Here is a 19,122-nt window from a genome sequence, read left to right as displayed (position 1 = left end):
CTTTCAAGGAGCTTACGACGACAGAAATTCTTCATAGATTAATCGATCGTATCGAAATTAAAGCAGAAGGGTTCGAGAATCTTCTACAGATTCTCGAACCCTTCTGCTTATTCTTTACTTCTTACTATCAACGCACAACACTCCACATGTGTGGGTTGCGCAAAATAGACAAATCTGATGTGGCAGTATTCGCTAAACATACTACATGCTTAATTCAATTAAAGAGGAATTGGAGAGGTCACATAGAATAATACTACGTCATCTTCCAATTACTGGTCAAAATGGGGTGTTCATTTGAGAAGAACTGAAATTGCTCCTTGGACGGAAAACTGGTTTGATGTATACCGTATAGAAGAAGTCTTATTACATTCCATCTTCTCGAACGAGTTACTTGAAATCCATCATATTGGAAGCACTTCCGTTCCTCAGATTGGGTTTGCAAAGCCAATTATTGATATTCTAATTGTCGTCAAGGATATTATCAAGGTAGACGAGTATAACGAACAAATGATTCATAAGGGCTATAAACCACGTGGGGAACAAGGAATCGTTGGTCGTCGATATTTTCCAAAGGGTGGAGACCATAGAACTCATCACGTACATATTTACGAGGTCGGAAATATCAACATCGAGTATCATCTGAACTTCAAAGAATACCTAATGAATCATCCTGATGAAGCTAAAACATACGGGGAATTGAAATTACACTTAGCCAAACAATCACCGGATGATGTTCGTGTATATCAAGATGGAAAAGAAGCCTTTTGCACTGAAATTGTAAAGAAGGCAATGAAATGGGCGTCTGAAAGAAGGAACAATAAGGAGCAGAACCGAGAATGGAGGTTAGCGTAGGTGTACAAGCTGTAATTATTGAAAACAATAAAATTCTTACTATCAAGAAACGGGATGATGATTCAAGTGATGCGACTTACATCCTCCCCGGTGGGAAACAAGAGTTTGGTGAAACATTAGAGCAAGCGGTTTGCCGCGAAGTATTCGAAGAAGTTGGTATAGCCGTAAACGTAGACGACTTTTTATTCCTTAGAGAATTTATTGGAGCCAACCACGAAAATGCCGAAGCGAATAAAAATCTTCAAATAGTCAGTCCTATTTTTTTATGTAGTATAAAATCCAGTAATGACATACCTTTAACTCCCCCGAATCCAGACCCTGACCAAATCGGGGTAGAATGGATTCCATTAAATGAGTTAGTCAAGCTTCGTTTTTATCCGAAGGAATTAATTCCCCAATTAATTAAAGTTGGTAATGGAAATAAACCAAGTCGTTGCTATGTTGGCGATATCAACTAAAAGACAATCATAAAAATTTCTCACGGATAAAACGAGGGTAAACTCCAACACAACAACAAAAAGCGATTCATTCGACACCCGATGCCATCCATATATCTAAGACATGTATGCTACATCTATCAAAAGAAAGAGCCGCCCAAATAATGGGTGGCTCAGTTCATTTCAGTTCTTGTAAAGCCCTTCTACGGCTCGTAGTTTATCTTCCTCTGACGGCTTCGAGTATCGCATAATCATATCTGACGAACTATGTCCGCTTAGAGTTTGGACGAGTGAGAAATCATTGTTTGAACGGACAAGTTCCGTAATAAATGTATGTCGTGGGGATGAATGTCATGTTGCCATAGAAGGTGCTGAACGCTTCGGACGCTTATCCGCTCCCCACGATTACAAGGAAATATAAATCGATTTGCTTCGAATCATGATGTAATTTTCTTGTACAGTATGAGCGAAAATTTTACCTATTCTAAAATTCAAGAATCACGCGGCGAAACAGTAAGGCAAATCAAGCGTGTTTGGAGTAAAGAATCCAAAAAGCTAGTGAACGCTAAAAATGAAGACGGTCGAGTTATATGCAAGAAGTTCGAAAATTCATTCAGCACACGTTGCCTCCACGAGCCAGAGCGTATCTTAAGGCTAACCATCGTTTGCTGAATACGCAGGCGGAATGGCTTGGTGAAGAAGGCAAAAAGCGATTAAACACGCTGCTGAATTATGCTCCAATTCTTCGCTGTGTATGGGAATGGAAGGAAGCGTTCACCACCTGGTACGACTGCTCTCCCGGCTTTTCTGTTGCCAAACTGGGATTCGAGCGTTGGTGTGAACAAGGTCATCGAATCGATCATGATGCCGTACGAAGCACCCTCAAGACCATGAGCAATTGGAAAGAGGAAATTATGAACTACCATAAATGCCGGTAGACGAACGGGACAGTTGAAGGCCGTCATAATCGTATTAAAGCCTTCCAATGCCGCCCCTTATTTCACGCGGAACCGTAGCCGCTATAAAGCAGGGATTCTCATTGAATGCAACCGACATCGGATGTTGGGCTTATAGTCAAGCACTGATTTTGAGGTTGAGCCAACATCAGAAAAAAGAAATTTCGAGCTCCTCATTTTTTTTGTAATTTGTAAATTATTGTCGTTTTATATCCAGGACCATTGTATCATTTACAATATTATGAATTTTGTTTAGGATATTACTCATTCCAGTCATCATGAGAGCTTTTAATTACTTTGAATTACTACTAAATCAATTGGCTGCTGGAGATGGTAATCCAGGTGAAATTAACGAAAAATTAAAAGAAAAGAAAATCCATAAGTTGGATCTACCCCAAGATTACACTGTAACACCTATGAGTCAACCAAGTGATGTAAATATGAATGCAGTGAATATTTATGCTGATGGCCAAACTGGTAACTGGTATGTAACTGGTGGAGGAAGTTGGAACGACCTTACATGGACTGCTGATGCGCCAAGTTTCAGACTTTATCCGAATGTAGGGTCAAAGAAAAATGTAGGTGGATATGATACTGTTGGTATAACTTACTATAATACAAGCGGTACTTATGGAACGACTGTTTTAAGTTCTCAAGGTTATTGGCACGATGGAGTTGGAAATAGTTGGTCAAGCTATAGTCCAAGTCACGGTGATGGAAAACTCGGTGCAGCATTCGATTTTCAAGATAAAGTAAGAATAACTAAAGTGAATTGGGATGGGTCTTACAGTTATGTGTATGAAGGTAAAGGATTTGCTGCCACACTCACTTATACACCAAATTTTGTGTATTACAACGGCAAAGCTAGAACCTTTTATGGGCATACTTACAATCAAGCAACAGTCGATAATGTAACATTTGGCGCAAGCACAGGTGATTTCGGAGTAGACATTCAATTATCTAATACATCTCAGGGATTTAAGGCCTTTAACAATAGTGATACAAATTTCTAAAGTAACAAAGGCTATTCCTTATTGGAGTAGCCTTTGTTATTTATTTTGAAACAATATTGTAAAAAGGAAGGTCGGTAGGAGTTATGAAATTAAAAAGAAATGGAATATTGCTAACTTTTATGATAGGAGTCACAGTTCTTTTAGTATATACGTTTGTAAAAACAGGCACCGATAATGTTAATCTGGATTCAATTTCGTCAAACAAGAATTATAATATAACTCAAGTTAAAGATCATAATCCAATTACTTTTTCACTTAAACCCGAATGGATATTCAAACAAATAAAGGATAAACACAAAGTATTTGAAATTAACCAGCATCAAATATTTTTGGTGAGTGTAAAAAATAGAGAAAATGACATCTATTTTAGTTTTCATACGAAACTAAAATTGCCTAAAAAGAAGGGGAGTTTTATTTATCCAGGCACCATACAAGGTAGCGGAGTGTTTTCCACCCCAAGAGAAGAAATTAGAGTATTAACTCTTGACAACAAAATAATTCAAACAACACAAATTGGTATAGGACCTTCATCTGATTTTTCTTTTGGAATAAACAAAACGGATCAAGATAAGATAATTGATGGCTTTAAAGTCGAGTTTAAGGGTATGAAACTTTACAATTACTTTTTAAAGTAATTGACTGTACTTTCCGATAACTACTTCGAAAGAAAGTTTGTAAACCCGTATTAATTAATCTCTACATTTCTAGCATTTAGCAACTATTATGCTAACGCTACCAACTATTACACGAGTCTGTAAAATAGATTGTGAAGTGCGACCGGGCAAGGTCGCACTTCACAATCTTATTGACGTTTAAGGCTGAGTTAATGAAGTTCGCTGCGCTTGACGTTAACAACGAGGAAATCCTGAGGGACATGATTCACAAAATGATTAACCGTGTGGACGTTGACGAAGACGGTTCAATCGAAATCAGTTACAACTTTCAAAATCCACTAAAACAAGGGGCGTAGCCTATTTAGGCTCGCCCCTCCATTCCATCAATATTACACACTCCACATGACTCGTCTGCGGAAACATATCCACCGGCTGCACCCACTCTAAAGAGTAGCCTCCGTCCAGCAGGACCTTGCAGTCTTTGGCCAGGGTGGCGGGATTGCAGGATACGTAGATGAATTTCTTCGGCCTTGTACGCAGTACGGTGTCCAGGAAGCGTGGGTCAAGTCCTGTGCGCGGGGGATCGGCTACGATGACGTCCGGGGACAGGCCGGCCTTGACCCAGCGTGGCAGCAGCACTTCGGCTTCGCCGGTGTGGAAGGAGACGTTGTCGCGCTGGTTGCGCGCCGCGTTCTGCTTCGCATCCTCAATCGCCTCCGGAATGACCTCAATGCCGCGAACCTCCTTGGCATATGGCGCCAGCCACAGCCCGATCGTCCCAGTCCCGCAATAGGCATCAATGACGGTTTCTTTCCCTGTCAATCCAGCCGCGGCCCGCACCGATTCATACAGCTTCACCGTCTGCTGTGGATTCAGCTGAAAAAAAGCCCGCGGCGACAAAGAAAACTCCAGATCTCCCAGAGACTCCTTCAGCGTGTCTGCCCCCCACAGCTTGATCGTCCGGTCTCCAAAAATCAGCGAGGTCTTCTTCGGGTTTATGTTCATCGCAATTCCGCTAATTCCGGGGATCGACAGGCGAAGCATGCTGACCAGCTCCTCCTGACGCGGCAGCCTGCTGCCTGCGGTGACCAGCGTCACCTGAACCTCTCCGGACTGAAAGCCATTCCGCACCACAATGGTGCGCACCCCGTCCTTACTGCCATTGTCCTTATAAAAAGGAATGTTCAGCTCTTGCAGTACAGCTTTCACCTTCTCGACGGCTTCATTAACCTTGCTGTTCTGGATGGGGCAGCCGGTTATATCGACGATCTCATGGCTTTCCGCCTGATACAAGCCTGCAATGACCTCGTTTCCGCGCCGCTTCACCTGAAGCTGCGCCTTGTTGCGATAATCCCAAGGATGCTCCATGCCGAGGATCGGCTTCAGCTTCACATCCTGCAGTCCGGCATAGCGGTGGAAAGCCTCACGCACAATATCTGTTTTGGCCTGAAGCTGGCCTTCATAGGACATATGCTGTATCTGACAGCCGCCGCAAATGCCAAACACGGGGCAAGGAGGCTCGATCCGGTAAGGTGAACGCTTCTCGACCTCCAGCAGCTGTGCCTTGATGAATTTAGGCTGCTGTCCGGTTACTTCTGCTTTGACCACTTCATCCGTCAAGGCGCCGTCTATAAATACAGCCTTCCGGCGGTAATAGCCCACGCCTTCGCCGTTAATTCCCAGCCGCTTGATCGTAACCACGATCACGTCACCGGGGACAAGCTCCTCGGCACTTTCACTGACAGAAGGGCGCGGAGTGTGAGCCGCAGGACGTTTCTTGACCGATTGCGGCAAAGAGGCCGCCTTGGCGGCCTTGCCACCGCGCTGCCCTGCATTACGCCCGCTGCCGGCGCCCGCTGGCCTGCCCCCTCCTGCCTTCCCGCGGAGCCCGGCCTGCTCCTGCCGTTTGCTCCCAGGCTGCTGGCCCGCCTGATGCGGCTCGCCTCGCACTTCATCCTGCTGCTTGCCTCCTGCCTGCTTGCCCGCCTGGCGCGAATCGCCTCCGGCCGGCCGCTTGCCGTTCACTCTACGCTGCTGAAGCTTGCGCTCCTGCGCCAGAGCATCCAGGCTGCTGGCTTGAGGGCGCTGCGAATCTCCGGATTTGCTGCGGCGGTTATCCTGCGGTTTTTGTACATGGTTTGGCTGTATATGGGATTGCTTCATATTTTCACGATTCGACTTCCGATTCGACTTCTTCGAAGAGCGCATTGAATCCTTCACGTTTAGGCAGCTCCATCCTCTTTGGTTTCGTGTCCACTATACCATGTCCATAGCCGTAAAACCACGCCTCTCCCGGCTTTGGAAGCTCTGAGCCTCTCATAAATAACCCTGCCCTCCAAAATATTTTTACGGGACCGCTTGTCGAATTGCAACTTTACTCCTATTCAATGTGTCATATAATAGAGGTAATCTTACCCAACTGATTTATTATTTTAAGGAGGTCAAGCACGTGAAGAAGCTTTGGACTGCCTTTCTGGCGGTCGTCTGCATCCTCCCCCTGCTCTTTCAAGGTCAGGTACAGGCTGCAACTCACATCAATGTCATCGTGGACGGGATGAGAATCAATCCTTCCCAGCCACCGATTATGGTACAGAATCGGGTTATGCTCCCGATGCGCGTCATTTTCCAGCTCCTCGGCGCCAAGGTTACCTGGGACCAGAAGACCCAAACGGTCACCGCGGTTAGAGACAATTCTACCATTATTCTCAAAATCAACGCCAAAACAGCAACCATCGACGGTAAATCGACAACGCTCGATGTTCCCGCCAAGAATTTGAGCGGTACTACTATGGTACCGGTTCGCTTTGTCAGTGAAGCGCTGGGCGAGAAGATCGGCTGGAATTCAACAACCAAAACCGTGACCGTCACCACCTCTAACAACAGTGCCGGTGAAGGCAGCCTCGGTCCGGTCAACTACATTACACTCAGAGACATCGGTAATATCGGAGACGGACGCGACCTCCAGGTCAGCTTCTCCAAATCTGCCAACGAGCAGCATGCTTCTTATTACCGGGTTTTTCTGGTGAAGGCGTCGAAGGCTTCTTATTTCAATGAAAGTGCAGCTGCAAATGTACCTTCCGCCAACTATTCTGTCATTTTCCCGACGGGTAGTGATCCTTCCCTGACCTTCTCGAGCAATACACGGGACAGCGATGGAGAGCTGATTCGAGAGAACCAGGCCTACACCGCCTTTGTCCTCGCCGTAGGCAAGTACAGCGGCAGCTCGCAAATGTCGAAGGCCTCTCCCGCCGTCACTCTGATCAACAACAGAGCCGTAGATGCGCCAACAGGCGTTACGGTTTCGGATGTAAACAATTACGGCGATGGCCGGGATCTGTCGGTTTCTTTTGTCCGGGCGGCATCGGAGAGTCAAATTTCCGGTTACCGGTTGTTTGTCGTCAAAACTCAAAGCCTGTCCAGCTTTAATCTTACTGCGGCTCAAGCCGTTCCGGGAACCTCCTATACGAGCGTAGCCAAGCCAAGCTCCAGCACTTCACAGATGACGCTCAGCCTCGGCTCCTCCTCCAGAGATACCTCCGGAGAATTGATCCGCAGCGGAGTATCCTACTCTGTCGTCGTTATGGCGCTCAGCAGCAATGAATCCACGGCCCTGAGCAGACTGTCTACACCCTCGTCATCGGTCACACTGAACCAAAGTGCTTCTGTACCGATGATTACCCAGGTGTCGGATGTGAGCGATTACGGGGATGGAAGAGATTTGCGGGTCGCTTTTAACAAAGTATCGGATGAATCGAATATCGGTTCTTATCGCATCTATGTTGTCAAATCCGGCACGGCCGGCCTGTTTGATGTTAATCGGGCCGATAATCTGACAAACTACTTTTATACAACCGTGAGCAAGAACGGATATAATCTCGTTCACACGTTACCTGCTACGGCGCGGGATACCGATGGACAGCTGATCCGCAGCGGCGTCTACTACCGGGTCTTTGTATCGGCCGTGGGAACAGGCAGCCAGAACGGAGTTCAGCTGCTCTCGACGGCATCCAATGAGATTATTCTAAGCACCGGCAACCAGGTTGAAGCCGTAACAGGTGTAGCAGCCACAGACAGCAGCGACTATAACGATGGCCGGGACCTGCGAATAACCTTCAACCGGGCGAATAACGAGAGCAACATCCTGAATTACCGTGTCTTTGTCGTAAAATACAACAAGTCCTCCAGCTTCAGCGTGGACAGTGCCAATGCATTAAGCATTTATAATTACACCCAGGTCAATAAGACAGGATACAACCTCAGTCAGAGCCTGTCTTCGAGCACACGCGATACCGACGGAGATCTTCTTCGCAACGGCAACAGCTATGCGATCTTCGTTATGTCCGTCAGCAGCAATGCATACACAGGTAATGTCCTTTCCGCTTCATCCCCGTATGTGTACATGTCCGCGAACCAGGTAGTCGCGGCAGTAACCGGTTTAGCGGTCAGTGACGTTAGCGATAACAATGACGGACGCGATCTGCGCGTGGCCTTCAACCGTGTTTCCAATGAGGGCACGATCGGTCACTACAAAATTTATGTCGTCAAAAATGAAAATGCTGCTTCCTTCGACCTGAATTGGGCGAACAGCCTGGACAGCAGCCGGTATACGTATGTCAGCAAGACCAACAACAATCAGATCGTAAACCTCGCCGCAGGGGCACGGGATATCAATGGTGATGTCATCCGTAACGGCGTTGCGTACCGGATTTTCGTACTGACTGCCGGCAGCGGCAGCTACGCGGGCTATAGCGCCCTGTCTTCTCCTTCGTCCGTAATCACGCTAAGCGGCAATACATCTGTGCCTGCGGCAAGCAATGTAGCAGCCACAGACGGAGGCAACAACAATGACGGACGGGACCTGTTCGTATCCTTCAGCCCTGCTGCCGAAGAATCCAGAATCAGCGGGTACCGGATTTATGTCGTGCCATCGCAAAAGGCAGACGCCTTCAACCTGGCCGCAGCCAATAATGTCAACACAGCGAATTACACGCCTGTGAACAAAACAGGCAGCACCCTCAGTGTCAGCCTGTCGGCAACGTCAACAGATACTGATGGCCTGCCGATTCGCAATATGACCGCATACCGGGTATTCGTAGTTTCCGTGAGCTCAGACGGCGTCGCGGGCAACAACGCCCTGTCGGCACCTTCATCTGCAATTACGATGGAGAGCGGAGCCGTTACGGCGCCGACCAGTGTCACCGCCAGCGTCTACTGGGACAATGCTGCTGCGCAGCGGATTGATCTCAGCTTCACGCCGGCTACCAGCGGGAATGTTTCAGAATACCGTGTGATGCTTGTGCCAACGTCATTGCCGTTTGGAATCGATGATGCTAAGCGGGTCGCGGCGAACAATTATACTGTAATTCCACATCAGGAAGGGACGATTACTCGGGAGTTGGGAATCAACACCAGAGATGTGGAGGGTAACAGCTTTAACGCCTCCAGCCAAAGCTACCATGTCATTATTCTGGCTGTCGGGAATCCGGCGCAGACGAACACTGTGGCGATTACAGAGAATGTGCCGCTGCAGAACTGGCCGCCGCCAAGATAAATTTCATTCTCACGTATCACAAAGAGCCAGCCCCGCGAATTGAGCGGGGCTGGCTCTTTGCCTTGTGCTCTTCATGTCTGAAGCAGCAGCCCGGACCACCGGACGCCGCTGCCTCCTGCCGACACACCCGTTGATGGGTTCAGGTACAGCAGTTAATACTCATACTCACCACATGCCGATTCTTGATTACCTGGAATCGCTGCTCGGCAGCTTTACTTCGCCAGCTTGACTAACAGATTGTGAATGACCTGTGCGCTTTCGGCCCGGGTTGCTGGCACCTGCGGCTTAAAGGTATTCATGCTGCTGCCCTTCATCAGGTTCAGATCATATGCTTCTCTGATGGCTTCACGAGCCCAGATCGGCAGCTGCTGCGTATCCTGGAACGGGATCGCCTTGCGTTCTGCTGCAGAGCGTGCCGCGGTATACGCGTAAGCTCGAACCAGCATGGCCGCCATTTCCTGCCGCTGGATGTGCTCATCCGGACGGAACTGCGATTGGCCTGTTCCCTCTACAATCCCCGCTTGCTTGGCAGCAGATACTGCGGCTGCATACCACTGCTCCGGCGCAACATCGCGGAACGAAGCCGCTTGTGCTGGCTCCAGCTTCAATGCACGCACCAGCATGGCCGTAAACTCGGCGCGGGTAACCTCCTGGGACGGCTTGAACATACCGCCGCCGGTTCCTTCAATCAGCTGTCTGGATGACAGCTCGCGAATTACGTCATAGGACCAGTGGGATGCCGGTACATCTCCGTAATTTTTGGTGTAGGTCAGAACGGCATAGGTGCTGAAGTGCATCACCTGCGCAGTAATCTGATCACCGCTTATCGTTCCTCCTATATATTGGAGCATGCCGTCTTCCCCGACATGGTACACATGAGTGAGGGACGGATGGGACGCCGCCATCACGGGTAAAGTCAGACTCAGCGGCTCACTGAAGGAGGTCAGCTTGGTGACTGTACCCTCTTCGCTCACATGCTCCAGCGTAAAGCTGAACATGCCACCCGCATTTTGCAGAACGGCTCCCGACCTTCCACTTGCCTGACTCAGGAGTCGTTCAGAGGCGGACGATGACGGACTTTCCACGTTCAGCTGAATGAAGCCCGATCCAGGATGATTACGGCTCCCCAGGTCACTCACTTCTTGAAGCACCTTCCCCGGTAGGCTGATCTTCATATTGTCTGCCACAATGGTGAAGGCTTCATCCTTCAGCAGCTTACCCGCATTGGATGGCAGACGCAGCTGTCTCAGCTCCTCCTTCAGGTTCACAAGAAGCGGCTCTCCGTCGGAGATCATAGCGTTAAGCTCGGCTTCAGTAAGTACAAGCTGACCTGTCACGGACGGAGGCTGAGGCGTGATCGGCGGCTGGGGCGGCACAGGATCCACAGAGCCGTCTCCGTTGCCCGGATTGCTGCCTCCTCCATTGTCGGGACTGCCACCGTTGCCCGGGTCCGGATTTACAGTCTGCGTTACGTTCAATGCATAGTGATCCGAGAAGCCTTCATACGTTGCGGAGATCACCGTTGTGCCCTCACGAAGACCCTGAACCTCTCCGCTCTCGCTGATTGCAGCCACAGACGGCTCGCTGCTGGCATAGATGACACCCTCCATAAGATCATATCGGGCGCCGTCCGTGTATACGGCTTCGATGACCGTCTGGTCTCGTTCCCCTACCTTTAAGGCAGCCGCACCGCGCAGTGATATGGCTTCCATGACGCCTTCCGGCTGACGGTCAACTGTCACCACAATGTCATCATAGACCTGCGGTGCCGCATTACTGGCTGCTCGGATCACGGCCGTGCCTAGCCCTGTTGCAGTCAATCGTCCATCCTGGTTGATCGTGACTGGCGAATCTTGCGGCTCCGGGCTGTAAACCGACCAGGTTACGCTCTTGTCCGCTGCCCCCTCGGGCTTGACCTCTACACTCAGCTGACGGTGTTCTCCGACAGCCAGGCTGATATCCCCTTCTGCAATCTGCACACGCTCTGGCAGAAGCTCTTTTCTTTTGAGGAGCGTAAATTCATCAACCACCCGTCCGCCAACGGTCTTGGTTACCATGTTCAGCTGGTCTCCCACAATTTCCACAGCGGAATACATCTGAGTCTTTTCTGCATCGGTTACCATTTGCCAGTCCTGTGCTGTCAGAGCATAAAATTTGGAGCCCGTAGAGCCTGAAATGACGTAGGTGGTTCCGAGTCCATCGGAAGCCTTCTGTTTATCCTTCATCGGGAACGTTCTCAGATAAATATGCTCGTGCCCGTTCAGCACCAGATCTACGCCATGCTTCTCCAGTATAGGTGCCCATGTATCCCGAATGACGGCCGTATCATAGATACTGCCATAAGGCCCGCGATGGAATATGGCAATATTCCAGTCCTTCGTGCTGGCTGCAAGATCCTGCTCCAGCCATTGCGCCTGCTTCTCATAATCATATTCACTATTTAGCATGATAAAATGGATATTCTTATAATCGAAGGAAAAGCTTGTGCCCTCAAGACCCGGCAGCCCGTTATCCGGCTGATTGAAATGAGCCTGAAAATGTCCATTCCATTCTGTGTCTGTAACCTCATGATTACCGACCGCCGTCACTAAAGTCGTGTTAAGGAACGCCTCCTGAGCCTCTTTAAACCAGTGACTCCACTCTTGGCCCAAGTAGCCCTTATCGACCATATCTCCAACCTGAATCATGAACTCGGAATCGGGATGCTCAGCCGCTGCAATGCTGACGGTATTTCCCCACAGCTTATAGTCCGCTGCAGTGCTTCCCTGGGAATCGGCGAATACCAGGAACTTCGTTGCATCCCCTTCCGCTGCAGCCGTTCTAAAGGATCCCTGCGGACCATAATGCCCCGTGCCGTCTCCGACGCGGTACACATATTCGGTACCCGGCACAAGCTCCTCCACCAGTGCCTTGTGAACCCGAACCGCGCCAACGTCCTGCGTCTGATACAGCTCATGGCTTCCGCTTACTCTCTTCACCTCCAGCTGGTCAAAGCCGCTGAAGCCGTCCTTTGGAGCGAGCTCCACAACCGTCGTCTGGACACCCGGATGGGTATGCCATGTAAAGCCACGCGAAGAGGTCGGATCTGTCCCCATGCTCACATTTATATTGTAAGGGGTTGGGCTGCCGGCAAGCCGTGACACAGTAAATGCCGTCAGCGGGCTGTACCATACATCCTTGCTTGCTTGAAGAGTATGCTTTTTCACCTGAGCCGTCAGGGTGTTCGTGCGCACTTCACCCGCGGCATCACTGGTCCCGATCACGGCGCCATCTGCGGTAACGACAGCTCCTTCAACGAGGCTCCCGTTCTCATCCTCAACCTGCAGGACGGTTTCGTAGCCCTCCACTTGTCCGTTTACATCCCAGGACAGTTTTAAATGATGGTTAATGCTTGAAATCACGGGCAGACCAAAGATTGAAAATACAGCCTCCCCGGCACTTAGGAAAGAAATGCTTCCCGACATGAAGTCAAACGAATGTTTATCGGCCTCCGTATTGGCCTTCACCCTGTACTGAAGCTGTGCAATCAAGTCGTCATCCTGGATGCCTGAGGCAAGGAGATCCTGCATGTCCAGCCTCACATGGCCGGTTACCGGATCCATCTGTGCCTGAAGCTGCGATTCCTGCAGCTTGGCCCCCCGAATGAGAGATACGTCCTCCAGCACGTTCGGATTATAAGAGAACTCCATGGAGGCCCTTGTAATATTGGAAGCATGTATGCCTTGAATATCCAAGGTATAGGTATTTCCGGCATACACCTTTTCCGGCGCCGTATACTGAAGCCTTGAGCCTCCGGTATTCACCATAAAGGTCCAGGTTTCATCCGTCTGGTTGCCGGACAAATCACGTACAACCGCCCGCACCTGGTGGATGCCATCCGCAAGCGGAGTCGGTGGCGTGTAGTGTATTTCCCCTGTTGGCGGATACAAGGCAGGCTCTACCGGATGCCCGTCTACGTACAACCGGATTTTGTTTGGATCAATGAGCGTGGTGGCAGGATGTTTTGCCGGATCATAGCCTGCATCCTCCCCGACAAAAGAAATCCGGGGCTGGTTGTTGTTCACCACACTATGCTCTGCAGGCGCCATATTCTTGATGACCGGGGGCTCGATGTCATCCTGGTTGGGGCCATATAAGGCACGGATCTGGTCCACGTAAATAACACCCGCATCTTTCTTGGCCGTACTCGTTTCCATGTACCGTACAGGCATGTCCATGACGAGCGGCAAGGTGCGGTTTGGCGGCACCTCCGCCTCCAGGTATTTCCACCCAGTGAATGTCAATCCAGGCTCCTGCTCGACAAAATTCAAAGGAATGGTACCATTGGCGTCCCGGATCTGGGCACGTAGCCAGTGTTTTTTTCCGTCACCGTACACCCACATGCTGATTTTTTTCGGATATCCCGGGATTGAAATGCGGTCTGCCACAGTTTTGACGTCAAGATAAGCCCCGGACGTTCCTGTTCTGCCGGTGAAATCATACTCCAGCTTCAAGGAGCTGCTGCCAAAACGGACCAGGTCCTCATCTTGCTCAATGCTGACCTTCGACAGATTGGCTGCCGCGCCGGAGCTTTCCTTATACCGGTCCAGACCATTCTCGAAATCCTCCAGAATAACCGGAGGCAGACCAATATTGACGTCCATGAAAGCCTCGACCCCTTGGTAGGAAACGATAATGGTGCCGGTTACCTCCGTCTCATGCACGGCTGTAAAAACTCCGTCCCCGCTCACCGTGCCTACATTTCCTTCCACACGCCACTCCAGCTGACTGTAGTCCGCCTTTACGGACTTGCCGTCGAGCAGCGCGTTCACATTCAGCCTCTGCACGGCCCCCGGCTCAAAGCTCATTACGGCATCGCTGAAACGCAGCTCACTGAGCCGGTCCACCACCTCAATGTGGGCTGAGCCGCCAAGTCCGTCCGAGGCCGCCGTTACAGATCCAGCCCCTGGCTGGGTCCCGGCTGTAAATACGCCCTGATCATTTATAGACCCAAGTCCGGGCTCTACACTCCAGGAAACTGCGCCAGGAAGGCTTGCCGGATGAAGCTGGCTGTCTACAGCCAGCGCCTTGAAGCTTGCCGTGGAGCCAATCAGGACACGCTCCAGATTCGGCTCTACCACCAGCTGATTCGCTTGTCCTTCTTCCCCCGTATTCACCAGCAGCAGGCCGTTCGCTGTTTTGCGCTCACCGCCGTCCGACGGAGAATTCATAACCTTTCTAGCGGCTTCACCTGGGAGACGGGCAACCATCGTTGCCGATCCGCCGCCGTCCAGATTAAGAGCCTGTACCGCTCCCGCATCCTTCATAAGCTGTCCCATCTCTGCCAATGTGACGCCTTCACTAAAGCCCGGCTGACGTCCGTCCACGACCAGCATAATAACCGTGCCGTCAGCCTTCGTGCCGATTGCCGAGCGCGGGTGTACCGCCGGATCCGTGAGCGGCTGTACCACGCCGTCCTTCACCAGCATGGCGTTACCTCCGATCGCTGTCGTAACATCCTGCCATGCAGGGTCCAGCTGCAAACGCACCGTCACCTGATCTCCCTGACTTAAGGAAGAAAGCTTGCTGCGCTGGGAGCCGGAAACAGACAGTACAGCTTGTCCCTCGCGGATCGGTGAGCTGCCTTTCTCTTTAAACAGTGTGGAGACTCTGAGTGTAATGTCTTCTCCGCTCTTGAAATCTCCGGAGACAACATCCAGCACATATTCATCTCCAAGATCATTGGTCAGGGTCGAGCTATGAAAAGAATCCGTATATAAAACGAGTGCGTCCGTGCCCCGGCTGCGGTTCACTGCAGTCAGTGTATGCTCCTGTCCGCCAATCTCTACAGTGCGGATGAGCGATGGACTGGGACCATAAAGGGTAGACCCGTCACTTTTCATCCCAAATGCATTCCAGCCTGAAGGCGGACTGTTCAGCAGTTCTCCCTCACTCATAAACAGCCCCGTCGGCACGCCGCTGGACATATCATAGAAATCGCCATTGATCCCTGCAATAACGCGGTTGCCTTGGGCATCCACCTCCTGCGCCATAGCGCTGAGCTGCTGCATGCCATACAGCTTGCCATTCGTTTTGGCGGCTTTCAGGCTCAGCGATGACTGTGCAGGATCAAACTGTATCATGTGCAGCCGCTCCGGACCGCGCTCCACCTCCAGCTGCTTCCAGGTGTATGACGCTCCCGGTCCAATCATCCAGGTCCGTTCATCCATCAGCGTTCCGAGTCGCTGCTCTTCCTCATTGGCTGCTGCAGGTGCAGCCGGCGCTATTACGGATACCAGCATGATCACACTCAGCATGCAGGCCAGCCAGTTCGGCCGCTTTTCTAACTTTCTGCTGATCATCGTACGTTCGACCTCCGCTCACTCTCCCTATGTACAAGGGGTTATGGTTGTACAGGTGCAAGTATAAAGCGGTTTTGTTAACTCCTCCCCTGCCCCGTGTTAAGTCTTGGTCAAGTTTGATCTCTCTCGCAAAAAAACCTGTATTTTGAGTCATCCGCACCCTGCTTGTCAAAAGCCCCCTTTTGCGTGTATATATTAATGAACGCTACTTGATAAACTACACATGAATATAGAGAGCAGGTGGAAGGCAGATGAAGGTCGCAATATGCGGCGGGACCGGATTTATAGGTCAAGCCATGAGTGAGAAGTGGATTGCAGAAGGCCACGAGGTGCTGGTGGTGACGAGATCCAGGCCCGCTTCGGAGGATCAGACTGAGCTAGAGCGCAGCATCACCTATGTGACTTGGGATGAGATGGAGCAGCAGCCAGAGCGGCTGGAAGGCCTGGACGCCTTGATCAATCTCGCCGGCTCCTCGCTGAGTCAGCGATGGACGGAAGCGGCAAAAAAGAGCATCCTGTCATCCCGGCTTCAAACCGTTGAGGCCGTTGCCCGGCTGATGGCCCGGCTCTCCAGTCCTCCCCCGGTTGTAATCCAGGCATCGGCGATGGCGATTTACGGCACCTCCGACACCGAGACCTTCGACGAGAGCAGTCCGGCGAGAGTCATGGACTTTCCGTCCCGTGTCGTCCAGGCGTGGGAAGAGGCGGCAGATGGCATTGAGGCAGAGCGCCTGGTGAAGCTGCGGATCAGCGTCGTGCTCGGTCAGGACGGCGGTGCATTTCCGAAGATGATTCTTCCCTATAAGCTGGGCATTGGCGGAAAGATCGGCAGCGGCAGACAGTGGATGTCCTGGATTCACCTTCAGGATATGGTCTCTCTCATCGAGTTCTGCATCACCCGGTCCGACATCTCAGGTCCTGTCAACGCCGCCTCGCCCCATCCCGTCACCAATGACGAATTCGGACGGACCGCTGGTAGTGTATATCATCGGCCGCACTGGCTGCCAGTGCCAGGCTTTGCCCTGAAGGCTCTCCTCGGAGAATTGTCCATGATTCTGCTGGATGGCCAGCGGGTCATCCCGATGAAGGCGGAGCGTCATGGATTTCATTTCCGGTACCCCGAGCTGAAGGAAGCTCTGCAGGAACTGAAGCAGCAATAACAAAGCAGGCCGCGAAGCACCATTCGCGGCCTGCTTTGTTATTGCTTCGGTGCCCCCGTGAAGCGCTTCGTCTCAACAGAAGCGGGAAGAGGATGTCGTATGCTACAATGAGACAATCCGGCCTGCTCCGAAGCGACAGGTCCGTTGTTAATCATTGGGTTTCAGGAGGATGATGAACATGTCAGAACACGTAGAGGCGCTGCAGCGCTGCCATCCCGATACGGTCAAAGTATATCGAATCTACAGCATTGGCGGCAGCGCCTTATTCCTGCTCCTTGCAGCCGCCTATCTCTATCTTGCCGGCCGTCAGGACTGGCCGCTGTTCCCCGGATGGGCCGCCCTTGCAGGGACGCTCCCGGCTGCGCTGTGGCTGGTGCTTACTGCACCCCGCTTATGGCATGAGACCTTCGGGTTCCGGGTATCGGCAGAGCAGCTGGAAATATCGTCGGGGATCTTTTTTATGCGGGATACGATCATTCCCATGACCCGGGTGCAGCATGTAGAGCTGGAAAGCGGTCCCCTGCTTCGCCGCTATGGACTGGCAGAGCTCAAGGTGGTCACGGCCGCCAAATCCCATGTCATCCGGGCACTATCCAGCGAAGAGGCAGAGCGGCTGAAGGCCGTCATTGGAAAGCTGGCTCAGGTGGTGGATGAGGATGTCTGAGCTGGATTCCCGGCAGCGGCTGCACCGATGGTATATCCTTTTCCCCTTGGCTTCCGTGATCCGCACACTGCTGCCGGCTTTGGCGCTGCTGCTGGTTCGAGTGATGGGGGACAATCCGTTTCCGCCCGTCTTTTGGCTGTGGAGCTCGCTAAGCCTTGTTGTTACGCTCATCCTGCTGCTGCTTTACGGCTGGAGAAGATGGAGGCGGTTTACCTACGAATTAAAGCCTGACAAGCTATTGCTTCAAAAAGGAGTCTGGTTCCGGGAAGAGCAGTCCATTTATATCGCCCGGATTCACTCTGTGCATGTAGAGCAGCCGCTGCTTCAAAGGCTGCTCGGGCTGGCCCAGATCAAAATCGAAACCTCCGGCAAGAATGAAGACGGCGGCAAGCTTCCCGCCATCTCCAAGCCCGAAGCCCGAAAGCTGCAGTTATGGCTGCAGGAGCCCCGGCATGTGCAGGCTGAAGAGGAGTCATCCGGGACACTTTTCCCGGGAAATGAGCAGCCTGAACCACAACCTCCAGAGAATCAGGCTGGTCAGCAGGCTTCTTCTCCTGGAGAGGTGAAAGCACGTACCGTCCTGCTGCGAGTGACGCCGGGGAGGCTGCTGCTCGCCGCGCTGACCTCCTCCAACTTCTCGCTGGCCCTGGCGTTTCTGGCAGCCATCGGCTCTTTGGCCGACGATTTACTTCCGGACCCTATGTACAACCGGTTGTTCCGGGAAGCCGGTCAGCTCTTGTCCGGAAGCTGGATCACCGCCGCCGCAGCTGCATTCATCCTGGCCTGGCTGCTGTCGGCCATTCTTTACACAGTGCAGTACGCCGGGTTTACGGTAGAACGCGCTGGACGTCAAATCATCGTCACCCGTGGGCTGCTGGAGAGAAAGGAGCTGATCTTCTCTCCAGAGCGCGTACAAGCCGTCACCGTCAAGGAGGGACTGCTGCGCCAGCCCTTCCGTTACAGTGAAGTAAGGCTTCACGTCCTGACCTCGGGTGACGACAAGCAGCTTGTCCTCCATCCGATGCTTCGGCTCAGCGAGGTTAACAGCCTGATGAACAGCATCGTGCCCCAGTTTCAAGCCCAGACTATAGATACTACGCCTCCCCGCCGGGCACTGTGGCTTTATATAAGATCTGATGCGATGCTTGCAGCAGCACTGAGTGCCGGATGCATCTGGATCTTTGAGGATCTCGGCCTGTGGTCACTGCTGCTGCTGCCCTTGTCCCTGCTTCACGCGATCTGGGCGTTCCGCGATGCTGGTATGTCGCTGCACGAAAAACAACTCACGCTCCGTACACGTCGGCTCGCCCGCCATACTCGTTATGTCCGGCGGCCGCAGGTCGTCAGCTTCACCGTGAGAAGCACCCGTGCTCAGCGTAAGCGCAGGCTGCGCTCGTTCCATGTCAGCCTGCTGTCGAGCCAATATGACGGAAAGATCTTGGGCATGGAGCAGGATGAGGTAGAGCGTGTGCGACAATGGTTCATGAAACTAGAGGATACAGAAAGGAATTTTTGCGGTGAAATCAAACTCTAA

11 protein-coding genes and 1 pseudogene are annotated in these 19,122 nt (G+C 51.5%); 9 read left to right on the top strand and 3 right to left on the bottom strand.

Features of this window, described 5'->3' with window-relative positions:
- Positions 1-294: 294 nt before the first annotated feature.
- Positions 295-852, top strand: coding sequence for a GrpB family protein (locus tag E6C60_RS05325; RefSeq protein ID WP_138224860.1), 558 nt, complete (start codon positions 295-297; stop codon positions 850-852).
- Positions 837-1,310 carry an NUDIX domain-containing protein gene (locus tag E6C60_RS05320; RefSeq protein WP_138224859.1) on the top strand — a complete coding sequence of 158 codons (474 nt, stop codon included), beginning with the start codon at positions 837-839 and terminating at the stop codon, positions 1,308-1,310. The genes E6C60_RS05325 and E6C60_RS05320 overlap by 16 nt, the downstream gene beginning before the upstream one ends.
- Positions 1,311-1,472: 162 nt before the next feature.
- Here the strand turns inward: E6C60_RS05320 and E6C60_RS21285 are convergent, their stop codons facing one another.
- Positions 1,473-1,616: a hypothetical protein gene (locus E6C60_RS21285; RefSeq protein WP_233281217.1), complete on the bottom strand. Its 144-nt coding sequence runs from the start codon at positions 1,614-1,616 to the stop codon at positions 1,473-1,475.
- A 263-nt stretch (positions 1,617-1,879) separates the two neighbouring features.
- Here E6C60_RS21285 and E6C60_RS05310 point away from each other — a divergent pair.
- From E6C60_RS05310 to E6C60_RS05300, 3 genes and pseudogenes are all read left to right on the top strand, one after another.
- Positions 1,880-2,363: pseudogene (locus tag E6C60_RS05310) on the top strand (ISL3 family transposase); the annotation flags it as partial.
- Between the two features lie 160 nt (positions 2,364-2,523).
- Positions 2,524-3,258 (top strand): hypothetical protein, encoded by a 735-nt coding sequence (locus tag E6C60_RS05305; protein WP_138224858.1) that lies wholly within the window; start codon positions 2,524-2,526, stop codon positions 3,256-3,258.
- An 83-nt stretch (positions 3,259-3,341) separates the two neighbouring features.
- Positions 3,342-3,893: a hypothetical protein gene (locus E6C60_RS05300; RefSeq protein WP_138224857.1), complete on the top strand. Its 552-nt coding sequence runs from the start codon at positions 3,342-3,344 to the stop codon at positions 3,891-3,893.
- A gap of 336 nt (positions 3,894-4,229) precedes the next feature.
- Here the strand turns inward: E6C60_RS05300 and rlmD are convergent, their stop codons facing one another.
- A complete protein-coding gene (rlmD, locus tag E6C60_RS05295; protein WP_138227644.1) occupies positions 4,230-5,666 on the bottom strand; it encodes a 23S rRNA (uracil(1939)-C(5))-methyltransferase RlmD in 1,437 nt (478 codons plus the stop codon).
- Positions 5,667-6,321: 655 nt separating this feature from the next.
- On the opposite strand from rlmD, the gene E6C60_RS05290 reads away from it, so the two are divergent.
- Positions 6,322-9,423: a copper amine oxidase N-terminal domain-containing protein gene (locus E6C60_RS05290; RefSeq protein WP_138224856.1), complete on the top strand. Its 3,102-nt coding sequence runs from the start codon at positions 6,322-6,324 to the stop codon at positions 9,421-9,423.
- Between the two features lie 212 nt (positions 9,424-9,635).
- Here E6C60_RS05290 and E6C60_RS05285 read toward each other — a convergent pair whose 3' ends face one another.
- Entirely contained in the window at positions 9,636-15,764 is a 6,129-nt protein-coding gene (locus E6C60_RS05285) for a phosphodiester glycosidase family protein (protein WP_138224855.1), read from the bottom strand.
- A 251-nt stretch (positions 15,765-16,015) separates the two neighbouring features.
- On the opposite strand from E6C60_RS05285, the gene E6C60_RS05280 reads away from it, so the two are divergent.
- The 3 genes from E6C60_RS05280 (at position 16,016) to E6C60_RS05270 (ending at position 19,122) form a co-directional block, all read left to right on the top strand.
- Complete coding sequence (locus E6C60_RS05280) at positions 16,016-16,924, top strand: TIGR01777 family oxidoreductase (RefSeq protein ID WP_138224854.1); 909 nt, start codon at positions 16,016-16,018, stop codon at positions 16,922-16,924.
- Positions 16,925-17,102: 178 nt separating this feature from the next.
- The gene (locus E6C60_RS05275; protein ID WP_138224853.1) at positions 17,103-17,588 is read left to right on the top strand and encodes a PH domain-containing protein; all 486 of its coding nucleotides are present in this window, start codon (positions 17,103-17,105) and stop codon (positions 17,586-17,588) included.
- Positions 17,581-19,122 (top strand): PH domain-containing protein, encoded by a 1,542-nt coding sequence (locus tag E6C60_RS05270; protein ID WP_233281154.1) that lies wholly within the window; start codon positions 17,581-17,583, stop codon positions 19,120-19,122. The genes E6C60_RS05275 and E6C60_RS05270 overlap by 8 nt, the downstream gene beginning before the upstream one ends.

The sequence above is a fragment of the Paenibacillus algicola genome, from assembly GCF_005577435.1.
Taxonomy (GTDB): Bacteria; Bacillota; Bacilli; order Paenibacillales; family Paenibacillaceae; genus Paenibacillus_AQ; species Paenibacillus_AQ algicola.
Note: the sequence above shows the minus strand (reverse complement) of the source record. Positions and strands in the feature narration are given on the sequence as shown.

Coding starts and splice junctions, on each gene's coding strand:
- E6C60_RS05320 (WP_138224859.1), top strand. CDS start 837: ATGGAGGTTAGCGTAGGTGTACAAGCTGTAATTATTGAAAACAATAAA.
- E6C60_RS05305 (WP_138224858.1), top strand. CDS start 2,524: ATGAGAGCTTTTAATTACTTTGAATTACTACTAAATCAATTGGCTGCT.
- E6C60_RS05300 (WP_138224857.1), top strand. CDS start 3,342: ATGAAATTAAAAAGAAATGGAATATTGCTAACTTTTATGATAGGAGTC.
- E6C60_RS05285 (WP_138224855.1), bottom strand. CDS start 15,764: ATGATCAGCAGAAAGTTAGAAAAGCGGCCGAACTGGCTGGCCTGCATG.
- E6C60_RS05280 (WP_138224854.1), top strand. CDS start 16,016: ATGAAGGTCGCAATATGCGGCGGGACCGGATTTATAGGTCAAGCCATG.
- E6C60_RS05275 (WP_138224853.1), top strand. CDS start 17,103: ATGTCAGAACACGTAGAGGCGCTGCAGCGCTGCCATCCCGATACGGTC.
- E6C60_RS05270 (WP_233281154.1), top strand. CDS start 17,581: ATGTCTGAGCTGGATTCCCGGCAGCGGCTGCACCGATGGTATATCCTT.